We start from the raw sequence: 21,623 nt of genomic DNA, 5'->3' as shown, positions 1-21,623 counted from the left end.
AATTCCCCTTTGCATACATAGTATGTTTCCAGCTTTATTGTCACAAAAAAAGAGACTGTTTACAATTTTACAGTCTCTTTTTTTAGCATAAGTTTCTAATATATTTACAAACTTTCTGCCTCTGTTGTATTCGTTTTTTCAATATGTTCTACCTTACGTGCCTTATTTCTTGTCGCACGGTAAAACAGTAAACAAACAATCATAAATGGAATACCACAATATAATGCCATTCTTTGTTCTGGAATAAAAGCCATACCAACAATTACTGTTACATTTAATACTAACGCAAGCAGTGGTACGAATGGATACAGCGGTGTTTTAAATTTCAAGTCCTTTACATCCCCGCCCTGCTTAATGTATGACCTTCTAGCCAATAAGTTAGATAGAGCGATAGATGCCCAAACTAATATTGCCCCGAACCCGGCAATAGAAAGTAGCCATAAATAAACTGTATCTTCCGCATAAATACCTGATAGTAATGAAAGGCAACCTACAATTGTACTTACAATCAATGCATAAATAGGAACACCATTTTTAGATAACTTACCGAAAATTGGACTAATCATTCCTTGATTAGACATAGACCATAGCATACGAGAAGTTGCATATAATCCTGAATTCGCAACGGATAGAACCGCTGTAATAATAACGAAATTTATAATATCGGCTGCATAAGGAATACCAATTTTATCAAATACAACTACGAATGGACTTTCTATCACTCCTGCTTGCTGCCAAGGGAATAAGCCTGCAAGAATGAAAATAGATAATACAAAGAACACAAGTATACGCCAAACTGTATTATTAATTGCCTTCGGAATCGTTTTCTCTGGATTTTCACTCTCTCCAGCTGCAATACCAACTAGTTCCGTTCCTTGGAAGGAAAAATTAACTGCAATCATCGTAATTAAAATGGCTGATAATCCATTTGGAAACAACCCACCATAATCAGTAAAGCTAGAGAACATCGGTGCTGGTTCATTTCCTTTCATATCTAGAAAACCAAACATTGCTGCCCCGCCTAAAATAATAAATGCAATGATTGTAATTACTTTAATACTTGCAAACCAAAATTCAACTTCTGCAAAACTTCTTGAAGATAACGCATTGATAGCAAAGAGAAGCACCGCAAACGCTACACACCAAATCCATGACGGTACATCAGGAAACCATCGTTTCATTAAAATACTAACTGCAATCAGTTCAATACCTATCGTAGCAGACCAGTTTAGCCATGACATCCAGCCGACTACATAACCCGCTGCAGGGGAAATGTGCTTTGTAGCATAAGTTTGATAAGATCCTGCGTCAGGCATCGCAACAGCTAACTCTCCAAGACAGAGCATCGTTAAATACATAACAAATCCTCCAACAAGATACGCTACAATCGCTCCTCCAGGCCCAGCCTCATGGATTGTATACCCAGATCCTAAAAAAAGACCGGTACCAATAACTCCTCCAAGTGCAATCATAAATATGTGCCTGCTTTTCAATTCCCTTTTTAACCCTTGGTTTTGGTCCATCATATAATTCCCCCTCTTCCCTTTGGAAACCCATTTCATGTAAGCGTTTTTAAAATTGTCCATAATAAGAATAATTATTGAAAAGAGCAAAATACATAGTATTAATCACTACCTGTTATTAAAAGATCATCCCTCACTGTTATTAATAACTTTTGATCAGCGATGGCTTGTCCTTCTACTACTTCTAATGATTCGATATACCCACTGATCCCTACCTTAATTTCTACTTTCTGTTTATCTATCGTTTCAATTAACGCTAATTTCTCCCACTCGTATACGTAAGAACTTTCCGCAACAAATAACTTCTCTACTTTCCCGTAACAAGGACTATACACGCCTTCTATAACCGTCTTCACTTTATAAACTCCTCCTTCTTATTAATTGGTACCGAAACGTTGCATATCCCTCCTTTAAAGATTTCAATTATTATTTATGCAAAAAGCATACCAATCTCCAATTCCTATTTAAAATGAGGATTCCTCACGAAAAAATCTTCATAACCGCAAAATTTTTCTATCATTCAAGAAGTTTTAAAGGGAAAATAGCAAAAAAATTTTGCGATTTTATAAGAATTTTAATAAAATTATAAAAAGTCAGTCTTCATAGGGTGAAATGAGGAGAAGATAATCTATGCGTACAGAAGACATTAATTTTAAACAGATCATTGAAATGAACATGCTATATGAAACTTTACTCAATGAACTCGATATCGGGATTCATATTATTAATGAGGAAAGTAAAACGATTATCTATAACCGCAAAATGATGGAAATTGAATCAATGGAGCGCTCAGATGTGCTATATAAAAGTCCTTTAGAAGTATTCGCATTTGAAGAAAATAAAAATAGTACTCTTATAGAAGCATTAAAATTAGGAAAAACAAACAAAAATATAAAACAAACGTATTTTAACAATAAAGGGCAAGAAATTACGACGATTAACGATACTTTCCCTATAATAGAAAATGGAAAAATTAAAGGCGCTATTGAAATTTCAAAAGAGATGAATCACTTAAAGCAAACAATAAAAATGGACTCTTCTCGAAAACAAAACACTAAATTTACCTTTGATCACATAATTGGTGATTCTGAAGCCATTCAATCAACCATTGGGGAAGGAAAAAGGGTAATTCGTACATCCTCCTCCATACTTCTCGTAGGAGAAACAGGAACTGGAAAAGAACTATTTGCACAAAGTATCCATAATGAAAGTCAACGTTCAACAAAACCGTTCATTTCACAAAACTGTGCTGCTATACCTGATACGCTAATGGAAAGCTTATTATTTGGTACGAACCGAGGTGCATTTACAGGAGCTATCGATAAAGCTGGTTTATTTGAAGAAGCAAACGGAGGAACTTTGTTATTAGATGAGATCAACTCATTAAGTCCAGCACTTCAAGCGAAGTTACTGCGAGCTATACAAGAAAAAACAATACGAAGAATCGGGGGCACACAAGAAAAAGAAATTGATGTTCGTATTATAGCAACTATTAATGAAGATCCTCTTGAAGCTATTACACATAATCGATTACGGGAAGACTTATATTACCGATTAAGCGTCGTTACTTTATGTCTCCCGCCTTTACGTGAACGAAAAGAAGATATTCCTGATCTTGTGCAGCACTTTATCGAAAAGTACAACATTCAATTTGGACTTGGCGTAACGGATCTAGATGTACATGTAAGAGAATTCTTGTATGCATATGATTGGCCTGGAAACGTACGAGAATTGGAACATATCATTGAAGGTTCAATGAATTTAGTTGAAGATGAAAATATCATTACAGCGTTTCATCTTCCCACTCGCTTTCGTGAACAAATAAAAAAAGAATTCAATATGCAACCTTCCCTAACTAATAACGAGGATGATGCACCTAAAACGTTAAAGCACACAATAGAGACAATGGAGAAGAACTACATCAATCAAATTCTGACAGAGTATCACGGTAATATCTCACAGGCTGCAAAGTTTTTAGGATTAAGTAGGCAAAACTTACAATATCGAATTAAAAAATTGCATTTACACATATGAAATGAAACTTTAATCAAATGTAGGATGAAGCCGCTTCCAAGTGTAAATAAAAATTGGGAAAATATGCTACAATAAACATATAACATACTAGAAAGGAACGATATATATGAGTAATGATAACAAATTAAAGTTATTACAATACTTAGCCTTCTTCCCTACCCTTGTATGTATGATGTTACTAGTTGATATGAATGCTTATCCTTATGCAAAACTATTAGCAACAATTAGCGGCTCCTTTGCAGCTATTATGCTTGCTGCTTTTTGGAATTTGAAGATACGTATGAAGAAAGAAAAATCTTCTTAATGCCAAAACAATAAAAAATCGAGCTTACACAGCTCGATTTTTTTATTGTTTATTAAAACTCAACATTCTCCAAATACAAACCACTCGCCTCAGCAAGACAATTAATTTGATTACGTTGTTTTTCCTCTAAAATATTTGGGATTGCGTCCGCATCTAATTGTCCTAATCCAACTTCAATTAATGCTCCAACAATTTTTCGTACCATGTTATGAAGGAATCCGTTACCACTTACTCTAATTTGTACAAATCCTGCTTCTTCCATCACTTCAAGTGTATATACTTCTCGAACCATAGACTTTTTCTTTGATTTCGCATTTGAAAAAGCAGTAAAGTCATGTGAACCAACTAAATGTTTCGCAGCTTCTTTCATGCTTTTCACATTTAATTTTTTATTCACATGCATGCTGTATTTACGCATAAATGGATTTGTATGCTCTTCATTCCAAATTTTATAAAGATATGTTTTTGCTTTAGAATTGTAACGAGCATGGAAGCGTTCTTGTACTTCTTCTACATTCGTAATGCTAATATCGTTGGGTAAATATTGATTTAAATATTTTTTCACTTTATGTTCCACTAACTTCTCATCACTTTGAAAGTTAGCAACTTGATTCAAAGCATGTACACCCGCATCTGTTCTACTACAACCGATAATTTCAATTTCTTTTCCGATCATTTCAGATATGACACTCTCGATTTTTCCTTGAATTGTATTATCGTTATTACCGAGACGTTGCCATCCTTTAAAACGTGCACCATCGTACTGAATCGTTAATTTATAATTATTCATTTTACTCTCCTTCATAGAAAATATTCCCTCATATCGTGAGGGAATATGAATAAACTTTACTTTCTAACAAGCTTCACTACATTTTCTACATGGGCTGTATGTGGGAACATATCAACTGGTTGTACATATTCCACTTCATAACTCTTCATTAATGCTTGTACATCACGTGCTAATGAAGAAGGATTACACGATACGTAAACAACTTGTTTTGGTTTCACTTTTAAAATTGTTTCCAGTAATTTATCATCGCAACCTGTACGAGGTGGATCGACAACAATTACATCTGGACGCCATCCTTCTTTTACCCATTTCGGTAACCATTGTTCAGCTTTACCTGCTTCATATTTCGTATTTGTAAATCCGTGACGCTTCGCATTTTTTCTTGCATCTTCAATCGCTTCTGGAATTACATCCATACCACGTACTTCCGCTGCATCATTTGCAAGCCAAAGACCGATTGTACCAACACCACAATAAGCATCTACAATTTTCTCATCGCCTGTTAAAGCAGCTGCTTTTTTCGCTTCATCGTATAAAACAACTGTTTGTTCTGGATTTAACTGGAAGAATGCACGTGCTGATAATTCAAATGATAAATCACCTAGTGTTTCTTGAATTACTTCTTTTCCAGCTAATTTAAATGTTTTATCACCGAAAATAACAGATGTTTTACGCCAGTTTACGTTTTGCATAATTGATTTAACAGCTGGCATCTGTTTTTGTACTTCTGCGATAAATTGATCTTTATTTGGTAATTCTTCTTTTGTTGTAATAAGTGTAACTTGTACTTCCCCTGTTTGAACTGCAGTACGTGTCACAATTGTGCGTACTAAACCTTTTTGTTTTTTCTCATTGTAAATAGAAACATTTAATTTTTCTAATATACGTCTTACAACTTTTGTCGCTTCATTCGTTGCTTTATGTTGAATCATACAGTGAGCAATATCAATTAACTGATGTGAATTTTGCTTATACAGCCCTGTAATAACCTTTTCGTCTTTACGTCCCACTTGTAATTGACTCTTATTACGATAATGCCATGGGTTTTCCATACCAAGCGTTGGACGAATTTTTTCTTCCAAACTGTTGTTCATATACTTCTCGAATGCTTGTACGACGATATCACGCTTTTGATTTAATTGTTCTTTATAATCTAAATGTTGCAGCTGACAACCGCCACACTCTTCATATACCGGACATGGTGCTTTCACACGATGTGGTGAAGCTTTACGAACTTTTTTCACTTTCGCTTCAGCGAAGCCACGCTGAATTTTCGTTGTTTCAGCAACAACTTCTTCTCCTGGTAATGCCCCTGGAATGAAAACAACTTGTCTCTTAAAATAACCAACGCCTTCTCCGTTAATCCCAAGACGTTTAATTGTCACAGGAAACGTTTGACCAACTTCCAACTTACTCTCATGTTGCTTTTGTATCATTATTACACCTCTACTCTATACTTTTCCATAAATATAACGCTGCATAACTGCAGTATGGTTCACACTCTTGTTTCACTTTTTCTAAAAATGCATCATCAGGTTTATCATCTAATTGAAACACACCTTGCACTGCACGCTGAATCCCAATGTCCGCTTTCGGAAACATATTTTTCCGTCCAAGCCCGAACATTAAAAAATTTTGCACTGTCCATGTACCAATCCCCCTAATTGGTAACAATTGTGCGGAAACCTCTTCATCCGCCCTGGTTTCTATACTCGCTAAATTTAATGTACCGCTGACAATACTTCGACCTAACCCTACTATATATTCAGCCTTTCGCTGACTAAACTTCTGCTCCCTCAATTCTTCTATTGAAATATTTGCTACTATTTCTGGAGTGGGGAAAAAGAATACACCGTTCTTCTCTGTTCCATATCGTTTCACAAACTGTTCTGTTAACACAGTAGCAAATTTCAAATTTATTTGTTGATGAATGATACAGCGAAGAAGACAAGCAAAATAATCAAACTCTAAAATAATTGGAGTATAAGCATATGTTTCAAATAGTGGACGTAATGATGTGTTTAAAAAATGATTTTGTATATCTTGAAACGGTTCATTCCAATGAAAAATGGCCCTCATTCGTTTCATGACTTTCTCTTGATCTCCTGCCTGACTAGAGATCCAAAACTGTGGATTTTGAACAGTACCAATCCCTTGTAAGCGAACAACAATCTGTTCCTCGTCTATACAAAGCGGGACATAAATGACTTTCTCATCTAATTGAATGACGTTAAGAGGATCAAAAGATAAACGTTTCAATACCTCTTCAAAATGATACGGATACTCTAACGTAACATGTTCGCTCCACATACGTTTCCCCATCCTTTTTACACATCATTATAGCATGAGAAAACCGCAAGCATACATGCTTACGGTTGATTGCTTTTTACTAAGTCATCTAGACTTTTAAAATGATACCCTTTCTCGCGCAAATCATCAATGATTTTCGCAAGTGCTTCTGCATTATCTTTTGATATTGCATGAAGTAATAAAACAGATCCTGGATGAATCATCGTCATTACATTATTATGTGCATATTGCCATCCTCTTTGCTCGTCCACTTTCCAATCCAAAAATGCAAGTGACCAAAATACATTATAATAGCCCATTTCTTTCGTAAGAGCCAACGTTCTTTCACTAAATACGCCGCGCGGCGGACGTACATATTTTACTTCTTTTTGCCCAGTTACTTTTTTAATCTCTTCCGTTACACTCGTTAATTCTTCACGAAGTTTCGCATCATTTACCGTTGTAAAATCAGGATGACTCCACGAATGATTTCCAATAATATGTCCTTCATTCTTCATTCTTAATAACAAATCTTTTTGTGTTTTAATATAATGACCCGTTACAAAGAAAGTTGCCGGTACTTTTTTCTCTTTTAATACATCTAAGATTTTCCCTGTGTATCCATTCTCGTACCCATTATCGAATGTTAAATAAATATCTTTTTTCTTTGTATCCCCTAAATAAAACCCACCATTTTTTTGTAGTAAATCTGTGTATAACTTTCCTGCATCTGGTACTGTTTCATTTTTAGGACGCGGGATTCCCCAGTTATGTGGAGTATTTGTATAAGCTAATGCTGAAACTGGAACAAGTGCCATCATAATTGAAAAAATGAGACCGATATATAACCATTTATATTTCATAAATAGTCTCCTTTCCATATATAATCATACTTGTAGTTTCTGTTGCCGTGCATTCTTTCATGCTGAACATGTTTTTCTATATATACCAAAAAAATGCATCTCGAATCATTCGAGATGCATTTTTGTTTACTTAAATACTGGCTCTTTAAAGCTAGCTAATTTTTCAAGTGATGTTTTATCAACATCTGCATGTAAGCTATTACCATGAGAATCCATCGTTACAACTGCTTTAAATCCTTCGATACGTAAATGCCACATTGCCTCTGGAATACCAAATTGTAAGAAATCAACATCTTTTACTTCTTTAATACATTCGGCATAATATTGCGCTGCACCGCCAATTGCATTTAAATATACACCACCATGCTCTTCTAAAGCCGCTAATGTTTTTGCACCCATACCACCTTTTCCAATGACAGCGCGAATACCGAATTTCTTCATAATATCGCCTTGGTACGGTTCTTCACGAATACTTGTCGTTGGACCTGCCGCTTTAATTTGCCAGTTTTCATTTTCATCTTTCACGACAACTGGACCACAGTGATAAATAACTTGTCCTTTTAAATCTACTGGACAATCGTTATCCATTAAATGCTTATGGATTGCGTCACGACCTGTATACATCATGCCATTAATTGTTACAACATCACCAACGCGAAGTTCACGAATTTGCTCTTCTGTAATTGGTGCTTGTAATACAATCTCACGTTGCTCTGTTTTTTCTTGCGCTTCTTGCTGAAGTGTATCCTCACCTTCTTGATATAGCCAATCCATAATTTCACCTGTTACAGGATGGATTGTTGCGCCAAGGCGGCGATATGCCCAGCAATTATACGCAACAGATACGTAGAAACTAGCTGGCAGACGATTATACACGCCAATTTTACAACCAAGTAAAGTTGTTTCTCCGCCAAATCCCATCGTACCAATGCCAAGCTTATTCGCATTTTCTAATACGTACTCTTCAAGTTTTTGTAACTCTGGTACTGGATTGACATCATCTAATGTACGGAATAATTGATTTTTTGCTAATTCGTAACCTGATGTGCGGTCTCCCCCGATACCAACACCAATTACACCTGCACTACAGCCTTGACCTTGCGCTTGGTATACAGCATGAAGAAGGCATTTACGAATCCCTTCTAAATCACGGCCAGCGCGTCCAAGTCCTTCTAATTCACACGGTAAGCTATACTGAATATTTTTATTCTCACAGCCACCACCCTTTAGGATTAAGCGTGCATCAATATAATCTTTTTCCCATTGTTCGAACTTAATAACCGGTGTACCTGGTCCTAAATTATTTCCACTATTATCTCCAAAAAGAGAATCAACAGAATTGGGACGAAGTTTACCATCTTTTGTCGCCCGCTCAAGCGCATTATAGATAGCTTCCTTCAAATGTAATTGATTCACACCAACTGGTGTATAAATTTTAAACGTTGGCATCCCTGTATCTTGGCAAATTGGCGAGATGTTATCATCAGCCATTTTAATATTATTCGTAATTGTGCCAAGTGCCATCGCAGAACGAGTCCCTGCATTTTCTCGTTCTTTCGCTTGTTGAATCGCACGACGAACATCTTTCGGTAAGTTCGTTGACGTTTCAACAATTAGTTGATACATGCTTTCTTGAAGCTTTTCCATTGTTACTTCCCCCTCAATTGTGAACGCTACCAAAACGTTATGAGCTGAAAATTCCATCGTTATGCTCTTCAGCTTTTTATTTGTTTCACGCTATTAAAGCATAAATGAAATTTTTCACAACTTGATTATACCTTTTTTTCTACCGTCCTTCTATTATCCATACAGAAAAAGGCTGCCAATTTTGCATTGGCAGCCTTTTTAATATATTATTCGTCTTTTTTAAATTGCTCACATTTTAATTCTAATTCATCTAACATCGCAAGAAGACGATCTACATCTTCTAACTCTACTTCTTCAGGTTCAATTGTATCAATTACTTCAATGAACATATTTAAACGTTCTTTTAAATATACTAGTTGTGAATCTTTATCTTCAATTGCTTTTCCCATGAAGGCACTCTCCTTTTAATTCGAGATGCTTTTATTATACCGCAAAAATGATTGCTATGGGCATGAAATTTCATCAATTTTGTCGCAGCCATTCATTCAAATGTAAGCCCTCTCTCTTTTTTCACAAAAAAGTTTCACTTTATAAAAAGTACATATTCTTCTATTATAGAGAATGGACAAATTGTTATTTCAATAGTCAAAGGAGTATTTCATATGACGATATCACAAAAAATGAAGCCGATTACTCCTTCTTACGATCCATGGGAAGCGTATATGGACCTTGAAGAGTACGGCAAACTACTATTAACAAACGTTGAGTTTACAACGACAACGTTATGCAATATGCGTTGCGAGCATTGTGCTGTTGGTTACACATTACAGCCGAAAGATCCAAATCCGCTTCCTATGGAACTTTTATTAAAACGATTAGATGAGATTCCTCATTTACGTTCTTTAAGTATTACTGGCGGAGAACCAATGCTTTCAAAGAAATCCGTCGACAACTATGTAACACCACTCTTAAAATACGCTCATGAACGAGGCGTTCGCACTCAAATCAACTCAAACTTAACTATAGATTTAGCACGTTACGAACAAATTATTCCTTATTTAGACGTATTGCATATATCTCATAACTGGGGAACAATTGATGACTTCGTTGAAGGTGGATTTGCAATGATGGAACGTAAACCTACTTATGAACAACGTGCAAAATTATTTGAACGAATGATTACAAATAGTAAAGCTCTATCAGATGCAGGTGTACTCGTATCAGCCGAAACGATGTTAAACAAAAGGACTCTACCGCATATTGAACATATTCATCGTCAAATTGTCGAAGAGATGGGCTGTAAACGTCATGAAGTTCATCCAATGTATCCAAGTGACTTCGCGAGTAATCTAGAGATCTTAACAAAAGCTGAAATTCGAGATGCAATTGAGCATTTACTAGAAATTCGCGATGAAAATGTATGGATGTTATTTGGAACTTTACCTTTCTACGCTTGTAGCGATGACGAGCGAGACATCGCCACATTTAAGAAATTACAAGAAAGCAAAAATGTAACAGTTCGTAACGATCCAGATGGTCGTTCTCGTTTAAACGTCAACATTTTCGATGGAAATATTATTGTAACTGATTTCGGTGACGTTCCTCTTCTAGGTAACGTACAAACAAACACACTACAAGAAGCGTATGACAAATGGAGCGCTTCAAAAACAGCACAATCATTAAGCTGTCACTGTCCTGCAGTAAAATGCCTTGGACCAAATGTTCTTGTAAAAAATAGCTACTATCCGACAGAAGACTTCTTATCAAAAACAGCAAACATAACATTTTAAAGTTCAACTTTAATCAGTGGGGGTTTTGTTCATTCCCCACTGATTATTAGTTGAACCAATTGCCCACAAATAGCGGGATAAATAAAAACGTCAGCTTATAAGCTGACGTTTTTTCATATTATTGCGAGTGAGAAGAAGAAATGAATTTAAAATACAAATGATCGTGAATTGGAATAGCAGCTCCGATTCCTTGTGAGGTAATATTTTTTACTACAAGCCTCTTTTGATTTCCTTTTAACACAAGGTACACTTCTCCAAATGTTACTTTTCCTTTTTCATTTACTGCTGGTGTATAAGCGTATAAATATCCAAGTTGACTCGGACTAATATTATACACACGCTCATGTCCAGTACCATAACCAATGGTCGTTTTAAATGAAAGTGGCAATTGTACTTTTTCAAGTGCTTTGAGAAGCATCATTTTTTTCACATCCGCAGTATTTTTCATATCTGCTGTTAAATCACCTTCAACCGTCTTTTGCGTTTCTTGCTTATAGCGTAGCGGATATAAGCGATCTCCTCCGCGATTATCGTACACATTGCGATTTACTTGTTTATATCCCCAATTAATCGATGTATCAACCGATTCATAATTTAAAGCCCATTGACCTAAATAAATCTTCGCTCGGTACCCTACCGCAAGCGGCGCATTCGAAATTGTCGTTTCATTAAACATTCGAATTAAGTCCGGATTTTCAATTTTAATATTTGCTGTTTTCAATAGTTCTTGAGCAAACTTACTCGGTTGTAAGCGCGGCAAATCTTGCGCATCATTTGGAAACGTATTGTCTTTAGAAATATTTAAAACAGATGAAGGCATTTTTGTTTCTACCGTTGTCTTTGCAAAACTCATGTTAGGAAATAATAGAATAAACGAGACCATAGTTGAAAGACATATGCTGTATACTCGTTTCACCTGTCTGGCTCCTTCCTACGTAAAGGTATATATACTACTTTGTTTATTGTTTTCTCTCAATACAATTGTTATGCCTATTTTTCATAATAAATAAAAACCAATTCCCATAATGACATACGCCGCTAATAAAGTACCGCCTTCAAACCAATTTGTATCTCCATCATTTGAAATCGCAATCGTTAAGAAAACAGCTGTAATCATAGAAACAAGTTCTGGTATTGTAAATACTAAAGGCATCCTTTGTGCAAAGAACATAGAAAGCAGTACTAATACAGGAGCAACAAACATGGCAATTTGCAACGTAGAACCGACTGCAATTTCAACTGCAATATTTACTTTATTTTTATACGCCATAATAATTGCAGATGCATGTTCCGCTGCATTCCCAACAATTGCAACGATAATAACCCCTATAAATAACTCTGACCAACCAAATGACTTTGCAACTGTCTCAAATGTATGCACAAGCGCCTCTGACACATAAGCTACCGCAATTGTCGCTATTGCTAAAATGAGTAGCGCTTTACCTTTCGACCACTCTGGTTCTTCCTCATGAGCTACTTCATCCGTTTTATGTTGATATACACCACGATGCGTAACGAGCTTAAATAGCAGTGCAGCAAGGTACATAATAATCATAATGATAGAAACACCGATACTTAATTGATACGTCTTTCCAGCATCCATCTTCATTGAAAAAATCTCTGGAATAACAAAAGCTACTACTACCGCAAAGATTAATAAAGCTGAATTATGCCTTGCATCATATACATTAAAACTTTGTCTTTTGTATTTAAGCCCTCCTATAAAGAAGGATAGCCCTCCTACTAATAATAAATTCCCAAGTACAGAACCTGTTAAAGAGGCTAATACAACCTCAATTAATCCCGCCTGAAGTGCAAAAATCGAAATAATTAGTTCAACAGCATTACCAAAAGTAGCATTTAATAATCCGCCTATTCTAGGTCCAGAGACAATTGCCAAACTTTCTGTCGCTCTCCCCATAAAACCCGCTAAGGCGATAATAGTAATGCAATACACAGCGAACATAATTGTTTGAGGCCAATGAAGCATTTTTCCAAGTACAGAAAGTGGTACCCCGATTAGCGCTACTATAAGAAATATTTTATTAAACATGCTTTTCATCCTTCCATCGTATGTATTTCTCCTCGATATTATTATTATTCTTCTCCTAACTTGTCCGATTTCATCACAATTACGTTTAAAAAATCGGATTGAAGAAAACAGTATAAAAGATATTTAAATTATCTTGTTTAAACGGAGAAAACAATAAATTATGAACAGGGGTTAAAAGCATGCATTTAAAAGAAAAAATTGAAACTATTATTTGCGGTCAACGAACTGGTGTATTATCTACTGTACGTGAAAATAAACCTCATAGTACCTTTATGATGTTTTTCCACGAAGATTTTGTGTTATATGTTGCAACAGATCGGAAATCAAAAAAGATAACAGATATCGAAAACAATCCAAATGTACATGTACTACTTGGACGTGAAGGAAAAAAATTAGATGAAGATTATATTGAAGTTGAAGGCTTAGCCTCCATCGAGGAAGACTCCACATTAAAAAACAAGTTTTGGAATAATAGCTTAAAACGCTGGTTACTTGGTCCTGAAGACCCTAATTACGTATTAATAAAAATCAATCCCGACACAATTTATTACATCGATGGTGCTGGTACGACGGAGCCCGAGTTTTTACGACTATAAAATAAAACAAGCCCCCTTTAGGTGGGCTTGTTTTGTCGAAAAGTTCTTCTGAAAAAAACAATAAAATAGGTGGAACTTTCTAAAGATTCTGTTATATAATAGCAGTAACTTAAATAAACTGTATTAAAACAGATTGAGAGGAGAAATAAAATTGATGAAAAGAGAAGAACGCAAAAACATGATTGAGTTTATTGAAAAGAAAAAAGGGATTGAGCGTGATGAATTATTGTTTATGACAGACGATGAAGTAGAACATATTTATAATGTAACGTACTTTTTGTATGAGGAAATTGCAGAGTAGTATAATAATCCCCACCTTATTAGCAATATAAGGTGGGGATTATTTCGTTATTTATTTCGCTATTTGCGGGGCGGTAAAATCCCACTGATTAAAGTTTCACTTTATACATGAGAATGGTTTTCATGTATAATGATGTAAGATTGGAGGAATTTTACTATGAGTTCATGGCTCTTATTCGCACTATTATCAGCAATCGCTGCTGCCCTTGTATCTATTTTCGGAAAGATTGGTTTAGATGGAATCGATGCCAATGTTGCAACAACGGTTCGTTCTATTATTATGGCATTATTTATGGTGGGCGTTATTATTATCCAAGGTAAATTTCAAAATATCGGCGACGTACTGCTAAATAAAAAAGCACTGCTCTTTATCACATTAAGTGGGGTTGCAGGTGCTTCGTCATGGCTATTTTATTTTCTTGCCCTCAAAACAGGGAAAGTCTCACAAGTGGCTCCTGTCGATAAATTAAGCGTCGTATTTTCTATCATCCTCGCGATGATTATACTCGGTGAAAAGTTAAACTTTATGACTGGCGTTGGTGTAGTCTTTATTACAGCTGGTGTATTATTTATTGCTTTCAGCTAAAAAAACCGCTATTAGCGGTTTTTCTTTTTCTTTATATAAAACCATACAATACATGTAACAACTACTGAAATGAATAAAATCCATACTCCGTAATGATGTAGGCTATACTCAACGAAACGCCACTTCTCTCCTAACTTCCAGCCAAGTCCAATAAAAACACTTATCCAAATAAGCGCACCACCGTAAGCGTACAAACAAAAACGCCAAAGTGTTAAATTCGACATCCCAGCAAAATATGCTGTTAAATGACGTACTCCCGGGATAAAGTAACCAATTATTAAAAGAAATGGTCCATATTTTTCAAATAAAATATGTGTTTTTTCAATGTGATGTTCTTTAATTCTAATCTTCGGCCCATATTTTTTTAAAACAGGGAGCCCAAGTTTTAAACCTAATATGTAGCTTAATGTAATACCTAACATCGCACCAGCCATCCCGCTTAAAAAAGCAGCAGTTCCTGACATAACTCCTTTAGAAACGTTATAACCAACGAAGGTCAATAAAAACTCGTCTGGTATCGGTAATCCAACAATTCCACCGGCCAACGCTATAATAATTCCAAAATACCCATAATGCGCGATTAACTCGCCAATATGTTGTTCCATTCGGAAAACACATCCTATGCACGATCGTTATTCCACATTGTGCCCTTTCTATCTTTCAGACAAACATGGTATACATATTCACTATACATTGTTTTTATAATGAACTCTACTTCTATCCATTCCTTTAGCAGGAAGAAAGTGAACCATTAATCAGTGGTGATTTGTTCATCCTCACTAATTTTTAGCACACACCAATTGCGTGCACGACTCCCTCCTACTTCCCTTGTATTCACCGCTTTTTGAAGTGCTAGTCTTACTACACGCAAATAGCGGGATTAAAAAATAAAAATTCATATGCTTGTTTTTTTGTTACAATAAAGGAAAGTTACTTTTCGCAACGGTTTAACTCTCAGGAAAAATGATATATCTAGCAAAAACATAGTTTGGTCGATATAATGCAACTTCTACCTATTAAAAGAACATACACCCTTTACATACAACATCATTTTTCTAAATTATACAGGGGGAACGAACATGACCATTGAAAATCAATTTATCCAAAAGGTTTACTATAAAACATTTTTAACAGAAGAAACTTCTACTCCAGTATCAGAAGTACTCGGTGAAGCATATATAAATGAATCTACAAATGAATTCTCCAACATTTCTAATATCCGCTTTGCTCAAGGTGAATTTTATTACCAAAATAAAGACTTTGAAGCAGCGATATTTAAATGGGAGAAAGTAAATAACGAACTTGCACTTTGGGCAACCAAAAATATTGCAGATTCTTATTTTGAACTAGGATTCTTGCCAAAAGCAGAAGAGATTTATCAATCTATTCAAACGGAAGATACAACTCTTACAATGGAAGTTTCCTTACAACTTCTTTCTCTTTACATCGAACAAGAACGTTTAGGTCTAGCATTTAAGACAATTAGTGAGGCTGTTGCATTTCAACCTGACTATCCTAATATCACTGCAATTGCTCGCTCATTCTATGAAAAACAAGAAGATTGGAATAACGCCATAGAACTCGCCGTTCAAGAAGGAATTCGAACAAAATCATTACACTGGTTCGATACTTTAATCAATTATGTGAATCAAGGATTCACGAAACAAATCAAACCAGAATATTTCTATGAATCTTTAAAAGCTTTATATGCAATTGATCAAGTCCAATTTAAAGAACTTGTTATTGCGCTTTGGAACAGCTATCAAAATGAAAACTTGTATCTACCTTGGATTCAAACAATAAATCATTTATTCTTACATATTGAAACAGACAACAATGACGATTGGCATGAAATTGTTGAACGCTATCAAGATACGTACTTTGAGTTAATTACTGGTGAGCATTTCATGCATGAAATGCAGGGACTTGTACCAGATTTATTAACAAATTGGTTTAGTTTAACAAAAGCAAAAGATGCCCTATTTGTCTCTGCAGCAGTGTTAGCATGGAATGAAGTTTCACCTACAACTTTAGAGTCATTACTCGTAAAAAGTGCTGGAGCCCTACTTTCTAATTCAACAGCTGAAACAAATGTAAATATGGAAACAGTTTCTCATTTATTCGAAATAATTGCTGTATGGGCTGAAAAAAACGATGTGGATTTAAGTCATCAATTTACGTTACTCGTTCACGAACTGTGTGATTTAAATGTTACACAATTACTAATAGCGGGAACTAGTGACCAGGATAAATCATCATTCATCAATTCAATACTAGGAGAGAACATCTTAACTGAGACTGTAACAACTCCTATTCTATTTAAAGATGATAGCCAAACTGAAATAACAGAATTCACAGCGTTAGATGTACACAATATACCTAGCTTTGATGAATTCCATCAAAGAATGGCTACACCTTCCGAATCAGAACTTGAGAAAAAATGTATAGAAATTAAGTTACCAAGTAGATTTTTAAGAAAAAATAAATTTGCATTTCTTGTTACGCCACCTGTTCAAGGGCAAGTGGATAAAAACAGCTCATATTTTGAATACTTACAAGCAGCAGATAGCCTTATTTACGTATTAAATTCTGCTTCACCATTACATGGTGAAGAACTTGATACATTACTTTATTTACGTGAACAAGTGCCGAATTTACAAATTCATTTCGTATTACACACAAATAATACGACCAATAATGAAAAACTAATGAGTAAGATTAAAGTCCATTTCCCAAATGCACAGTTCTTCCCATACTCTCCTTCACAAGAGAGTAGCCAGCAACTTGGAGACGTGACAGAGTCTATTCTTTCTAATCTAGCAGAACGTAACATGGAACAAGAACGTATAGAAAAACTAATATGGTTTACTCAAAAGACAATCGCATACCTTGTAAATGAACGTGTGGAGTTAGAAAATACATTAGTGAAATCCGTACGCTGGAATAAACATATCTCAGTTAAATTAAATGGATTTATTAACAACCTTACTGCTCTTGAAAAAGATAAAATTCGTTCTATTACAGAATCTTATCTTTTAACGAAAGAAGAAATCACACGAGATATCCATTCTCAAATTCCTGAATTATTACAGAGTTGTTCTGACCTTGTTCAAGAAGATAGCGACTTCAAATTAGTTCATGAAGAATTAAATGCTGCGATGAACGAACGAGTTCAAAAACATGTACAACAAGTGCTTCTTCCTAAATTTACTGGTTCTATTCAAGAGTGGATTGAAACAGCTCATAATGAATTTATTCAAGCTCAATCTTATTTAGATGAAATGAGTGAAACGTTTAATAAATTATATAAAGAAGAACGCATGAAACTTCCTTGTGATTTCAAATTACTAGATGATTGGCATCGAGATGTTGTACGCATGACAAATAGAATTACAGTAACGAACATCAATATTTTATTACGCTTTACACCGACACAATTTTTCTTAAAAAGTGCGGGAAAACTATTTGGTAACATGCAAAAAAATCAGTCTATGCTCGCAAACAAATATAAACAATACATTGAAACGGAAGACTATACGGAAATTGCTCAAACAATCTCAAAACAATTCTTCCTTCAATTTGAAGTATTTGAAGGCGCATTAGAACGAGATATCATGATGTTCTTTAAAGATCCACTTAGCATATTGAAACAAAATGTAGAAGCAGCTCAACTTGAAATACAGGAAGACGAGCAAACATTAGCAACATTAAGAAGCAACCCAGAAACTTATCACGATCCGTTAGCATTCTTTAAACTGCAACTATTGCAACACAAATTCGTTTTAAGTACAAACAAAAACAATGAAGACGTCTATGAATTTAATGAGTCTCCTACGATTTAACATAAAAAACCAAGCAAATTTCAGTTTGCTTGGTTTTTTACTTTAATTCATTATTTTCATATGTTCAATTGGATAATAAATTGCCGCTAATTCTCCTAATACATCTTCTCTATCAATAAGTCCCAAACCATTTCTACTATCTCTGCTTATTAGGCGATTATCTCCCATAACAAAAATCTTATTTTTAGGAACTGTAATTGGTCCAAAGTCCTCTGTTAAATTCATAAGTTTTTTTTCAGCTTGTTTTTTATTACTATACAAATACGCTTCCTGTGTCACTTCATGATTCACATATAATTGATCATTTCTCACCTCGATTACATCGCCAGGCAAACCAATAACCCTTTTCACATAAAAATTATCCGTCTTCACAACAATAATATCTTCTCTCCCATAACTTTCAAACTGCTTTGCTAACTTATTAACAATCAGCTTATCCCCATCTTGTAACGTCGGCTTCATGGACGCTCCTTTTACAGTCGTAGGAAAAAACACAAAAATTTTCGCTAAAAACACTAACAAACATGCAATTGCAATTGTTCCAAAGAATTCACGCAAACGTTTTTTCTTTTGCATCATTCCACCATCTCATCATCTTTTTACTTTTATTATAAGGAATTCAACAGCTAAATTTCCACAAAATTCTGAATTGCAAAATTGTAATATTACAAAATTTTAAATAATAATATTCAAAAATGTATTATTTTGATATACTATATCTTGCATTTATTATTTTATATTTTTATTTACTTAGGAGGACTTTTTCTATGAAAGTTATGCTTAAAAATGAAAATACCGGCCAAATTAAACAAGCAAAAATTGGTTTTAGTTGGACTGTATTTTTCTTTGGTTTCTTCCCTGCTATATTCCGTGGAGATTGGAAATGGTTTTTAATTATTTTAATCGCTAGCATGTTTACGTTCGGATTCTCTAACCTAGTCTTCTGTTTTATTTACAACAAGCTTTACATCAATGATTTATTAGCTCAAGGTTATAAAGCAGCTGATGAATATAGCCTTTCTGCTCTACAACAAAAAAACATCGTAGCATAGTAACAAAAAAGATACTCTCAAAAATAGTGGATAGACTATTTTGAGAGTATCTTTTTATATTCCCACATATACAATACACATTTGAGCCGCTACATATGTAAACCAAATCCAAAGTGGTTCATACTTTAATTTGCGCCCTCCAATATCTGTCACGCCTATAATAAAATCAGAAATCACAAATAGTAAACCACCAAAAGCCGGTATCCACCATATTCCTGTATTCTCATAGTATAGGGCGAATGCAAAGCAAGCCATTCCTCCAACCCACAATCCGTAAATTAGAGCTCCTATCGTAAACAATTTATCTTGTTTATCATTTCGTATAAAAAAGAACCATCCTATAATTAGAAAGAGTCCGTATACGAGTAAACCAATCCAAAAACCATTCCATGAGATGCCTGTTTGCAAAAATGCTTTTACATAAAAACAATGAGCAAGCGCGAAAGTAATCATTCCTCCAATTAATCGATGACCAATTGGAATCAAACCTGCCATAAATAAATCTCCTACAGTTGATAACGTCATACCTAGTGCAACCCACGTACTATACGCTACTGATGGATCTTGTAACCATATCCAAATTGCACTCCCTGTTAAAGAAAAACTAAGAATAAGACGCACCGCTAAAGGTAACGGCATCTTATTTCTTGTTTTTTTTGTCTGTCCTATTGCGTACATTGCACCAATAAAAAAAAGAATGATTTGTCCAATTAACACCATGTAAAGTAGATTCATAACATGTTCTCCTCAATAAATGCTTTTTGTATCTTTTTTCGTTACACCTAGTCTATTATCCTTTTTCTATATAAAAAAAAGAAGAACAGTACTGTTCTTCCATTGTAATCGTTTTCCTATTATCTATGCTACTTGTTTTTCGTTCGCCCTTTTCTGCTTAGCTGTCGTCCGATTCACCACGATAATTCCCGCGGCTACACATGCCAAACCGAATAATACAAATGAATGAATTGCTTCTCCTAAAATCATGCTCGATAACAACACACCAAATACGGGTATAAAGAACATGTACATTGATACTTTTCCAACCTTGTTGTACTTCATAATTGTATTCCAAATGCAAAATCCTGCTGCTGATAAGAAAGATAAATAGATAAGCATAAGTATTGCATGTACACTAAATGTAAATGGCATAACTCCAACTTGCAGAGCTCCTATACATAATAGCCCGATAGAACCAAAAATCATTTGGTATGCCGTCATATAGCCAATATCTAATGTTTTACTACCTTCTTTCGCCAATATGTTTCCATATGAATACAACATTGCTGCACTAAGAAGTAATAAGCTGCCGATTCCGAAATGGAATGACAAACTACCATCACTCGGTACATTTACTAAAATGACACCACAAAAGCCGATAGAGACCCCTATTATTTTTCTCATATTGAGCGCATCATCTTTATATAAAAAGTGCGCAAGTAAAATTTGAAAGAAAGATGATGTTCCTGAAATGATAGCTCCTTCAATGCCAGAACTATAACTCATTCCAATATAAAAACATATATATTGAAGAAATGTTTGAAATAAACCAATTTGTACTAACTGTTTCCCCGTTCCTTTTTTGAAGCTCATATCTTTTCCTAACACTTTAAAGAAGAATAAGAGCATAACTCCAGATAAAAAGAAACGATAACCAGCAAATAATATTTGCTCCCCAACTTCTTGTGGCTGAATTCCAAGTTCAGCATAACTTAATTTAATAAACGGGAATGCGCTCCCCCATAAAAAAGTCGCTACTATTGCAGCAATTAGTACGCCAATCGGATGGGTAAAAAATTTCTCTGTCTTCACTTGTTGTCTTCCTTTCCGATCTTTTTATGAACAATATTCATATATACCAAAGGAAGTGTGAAAACACAAGTTTTCAGTTTATACGCAAACAAAACATATCATCTAACGAAAACATATGCTATACTATAGAATAATTACAACATAATAACTATTAAAATCAGATTCAACAGAAATGCTGCTATCCATTATGGATGGCAGCTTTCGT

At 34.8% G+C, this 21,623-nt stretch carries 22 protein-coding genes; 8 read left to right on the top strand and 14 right to left on the bottom strand.

Going from position 1 to position 21,623, the window contains the following annotated elements:
- Nucleotides 1-104: 104 nt before the first annotated feature.
- Nucleotides 105-1,526 (bottom strand): amino acid permease, encoded by a 1,422-nt coding sequence (locus DN392_RS28955; protein WP_000969239.1) that lies wholly within the window; start codon nucleotides 1,524-1,526, stop codon nucleotides 105-107.
- A 98-nt stretch (nucleotides 1,527-1,624) separates the two neighbouring features.
- Nucleotides 1,625-1,879, bottom strand: a complete 255-nt coding sequence (locus tag DN392_RS28950) for a biotin/lipoyl attachment domain-containing protein (RefSeq protein WP_000859484.1) — start codon at nucleotides 1,877-1,879, stop codon at nucleotides 1,625-1,627.
- Between the two features lie 274 nt (nucleotides 1,880-2,153).
- Between DN392_RS28950 and DN392_RS28945 the strand changes: the two genes are divergently transcribed.
- Nucleotides 2,154-3,557, top strand: a complete 1,404-nt coding sequence (locus tag DN392_RS28945; RefSeq protein WP_061672579.1) for a sigma-54 interaction domain-containing protein — start codon at nucleotides 2,154-2,156, stop codon at nucleotides 3,555-3,557.
- 106 nt (nucleotides 3,558-3,663) lie between these two features.
- Nucleotides 3,664-3,861: a hypothetical protein gene (locus DN392_RS28940; protein ID WP_000063921.1), complete on the top strand. Its 198-nt coding sequence runs from the start codon at nucleotides 3,664-3,666 to the stop codon at nucleotides 3,859-3,861.
- Between the two features lie 52 nt (nucleotides 3,862-3,913).
- On the opposite strand, the gene truA is transcribed toward DN392_RS28940, so the two are convergent.
- The 6 genes from truA to DN392_RS28910 form a co-directional block, all read right to left on the bottom strand.
- The gene (gene truA / locus DN392_RS28935) at nucleotides 3,914-4,651 is read right to left on the bottom strand and encodes a tRNA pseudouridine(38-40) synthase TruA (RefSeq protein ID WP_061672578.1); all 738 of its coding nucleotides are present in this window, start codon (nucleotides 4,649-4,651) and stop codon (nucleotides 3,914-3,916) included.
- Nucleotides 4,652-4,707: 56 nt separating this feature from the next.
- Nucleotides 4,708-6,087, bottom strand: coding sequence for a 23S rRNA (uracil(1939)-C(5))-methyltransferase RlmD (gene rlmD, locus DN392_RS28930; protein WP_000615214.1), 1,380 nt, complete (start codon nucleotides 6,085-6,087; stop codon nucleotides 4,708-4,710).
- A gap of 10 nt (nucleotides 6,088-6,097) precedes the next feature.
- Nucleotides 6,098-6,961 (bottom strand): DNA-3-methyladenine glycosylase family protein, encoded by an 864-nt coding sequence (locus tag DN392_RS28925; RefSeq protein ID WP_000269433.1) that lies wholly within the window; start codon nucleotides 6,959-6,961, stop codon nucleotides 6,098-6,100.
- 59 nt (nucleotides 6,962-7,020) lie between these two features.
- The gene (gene pdaA / locus DN392_RS28920; RefSeq protein WP_000875960.1) at nucleotides 7,021-7,803 is read right to left on the bottom strand and encodes a delta-lactam-biosynthetic de-N-acetylase; all 783 of its coding nucleotides are present in this window, start codon (nucleotides 7,801-7,803) and stop codon (nucleotides 7,021-7,023) included.
- Nucleotides 7,804-7,929: 126 nt separating this feature from the next.
- Nucleotides 7,930-9,450: a class I fumarate hydratase gene (gene fumA / locus DN392_RS28915; protein WP_080483108.1), complete on the bottom strand. Its 1,521-nt coding sequence runs from the start codon at nucleotides 9,448-9,450 to the stop codon at nucleotides 7,930-7,932.
- Between the two features lie 206 nt (nucleotides 9,451-9,656).
- Entirely contained in the window at nucleotides 9,657-9,839 is a 183-nt protein-coding gene (locus tag DN392_RS28910) for an SE1561 family protein (RefSeq protein ID WP_000513547.1), read from the bottom strand.
- A gap of 213 nt (nucleotides 9,840-10,052) precedes the next feature.
- Here DN392_RS28910 and yfkAB point away from each other — a divergent pair, with 213 nt between their 5' ends.
- Nucleotides 10,053-11,180: a radical SAM/CxCxxxxC motif protein YfkAB gene (yfkAB, locus tag DN392_RS28905; protein ID WP_000156029.1), complete on the top strand. Its 1,128-nt coding sequence runs from the start codon at nucleotides 10,053-10,055 to the stop codon at nucleotides 11,178-11,180.
- 118 nt (nucleotides 11,181-11,298) lie between these two features.
- On the opposite strand, the gene DN392_RS28900 is transcribed toward yfkAB, so the two are convergent.
- Nucleotides 11,299-12,096: a YfkD famly protein gene (locus DN392_RS28900; protein WP_002108840.1), complete on the bottom strand. Its 798-nt coding sequence runs from the start codon at nucleotides 12,094-12,096 to the stop codon at nucleotides 11,299-11,301.
- 81 nt (nucleotides 12,097-12,177) lie between these two features.
- Nucleotides 12,178-13,233, bottom strand: a complete 1,056-nt coding sequence (cax, locus tag DN392_RS28895) for a calcium/proton exchanger (RefSeq protein WP_000482128.1) — start codon at nucleotides 13,231-13,233, stop codon at nucleotides 12,178-12,180.
- A 179-nt stretch (nucleotides 13,234-13,412) separates the two neighbouring features.
- On the opposite strand from cax, the gene DN392_RS28890 reads away from it, so the two are divergent.
- The 3 genes from DN392_RS28890 to DN392_RS28880 all read left to right on the top strand — a co-directional run bounded on the left by DN392_RS28890 (nucleotide 13,413) and on the right by DN392_RS28880 (nucleotide 14,715).
- Nucleotides 13,413-13,829 (top strand): pyridoxamine 5'-phosphate oxidase family protein, encoded by a 417-nt coding sequence (locus DN392_RS28890; protein WP_000550224.1) that lies wholly within the window; start codon nucleotides 13,413-13,415, stop codon nucleotides 13,827-13,829.
- Nucleotides 13,830-13,983: 154 nt separating this feature from the next.
- Nucleotides 13,984-14,130: a BH0509 family protein gene (locus DN392_RS28885; RefSeq protein WP_000817786.1), complete on the top strand. Its 147-nt coding sequence runs from the start codon at nucleotides 13,984-13,986 to the stop codon at nucleotides 14,128-14,130.
- A 156-nt stretch (nucleotides 14,131-14,286) separates the two neighbouring features.
- Nucleotides 14,287-14,715, top strand: a complete 429-nt coding sequence (locus DN392_RS28880) for an EamA family transporter (protein WP_000100307.1) — start codon at nucleotides 14,287-14,289, stop codon at nucleotides 14,713-14,715.
- A gap of 11 nt (nucleotides 14,716-14,726) precedes the next feature.
- On the opposite strand, the gene DN392_RS28875 is transcribed toward DN392_RS28880, so the two are convergent.
- On the bottom strand, nucleotides 14,727-15,320 hold the full coding sequence (locus DN392_RS28875) for a DedA family protein (RefSeq protein WP_000434853.1): 594 nt from the start codon (nucleotides 15,318-15,320) through the stop codon (nucleotides 14,727-14,729).
- Nucleotides 15,321-15,794: 474 nt separating this feature from the next.
- Between DN392_RS28875 and DN392_RS28870 the strand changes: the two genes are divergently transcribed.
- Nucleotides 15,795-18,557, top strand: a complete 2,763-nt coding sequence (locus DN392_RS28870) for a tetratricopeptide repeat protein (RefSeq protein WP_000151445.1) — start codon at nucleotides 15,795-15,797, stop codon at nucleotides 18,555-18,557.
- Nucleotides 18,558-18,599: 42 nt separating this feature from the next.
- Here the strand turns inward: DN392_RS28870 and lepB are convergent, their stop codons facing one another.
- Complete coding sequence (gene lepB, locus DN392_RS28865) at nucleotides 18,600-19,136, bottom strand: signal peptidase I (RefSeq protein WP_000983292.1); 537 nt, start codon at nucleotides 19,134-19,136, stop codon at nucleotides 18,600-18,602.
- A gap of 188 nt (nucleotides 19,137-19,324) precedes the next feature.
- Between lepB and DN392_RS28860 the strand changes: the two genes are divergently transcribed.
- Nucleotides 19,325-19,609 (top strand): hypothetical protein, encoded by a 285-nt coding sequence (locus DN392_RS28860; protein WP_000867040.1) that lies wholly within the window; start codon nucleotides 19,325-19,327, stop codon nucleotides 19,607-19,609.
- Nucleotides 19,610-19,663: 54 nt separating this feature from the next.
- Here the strand turns inward: DN392_RS28860 and DN392_RS28855 are convergent, their stop codons facing one another.
- Nucleotides 19,664-20,344 (bottom strand): lysoplasmalogenase, encoded by a 681-nt coding sequence (locus tag DN392_RS28855; RefSeq protein WP_001051055.1) that lies wholly within the window; start codon nucleotides 20,342-20,344, stop codon nucleotides 19,664-19,666.
- A gap of 123 nt (nucleotides 20,345-20,467) precedes the next feature.
- Nucleotides 20,468-21,418 carry a DMT family transporter gene (locus DN392_RS28850; protein WP_061672576.1) on the bottom strand — a complete coding sequence of 317 codons (951 nt, stop codon included), beginning with the start codon at nucleotides 21,416-21,418 and terminating at the stop codon, nucleotides 20,468-20,470.
- Nucleotides 21,419-21,623: the final 205 nt, after the last annotated feature.

The sequence above is a fragment of the Bacillus sp. BB51/4 genome, assembly GCF_008368845.1.
GTDB classification, from domain to species: Bacteria; Bacillota; Bacilli; order Bacillales; family Bacillaceae_G; genus Bacillus_A; species Bacillus_A wiedmannii.
Note: the sequence above shows the minus strand (reverse complement) of the source record. Positions and strands in the feature narration are given on the sequence as shown.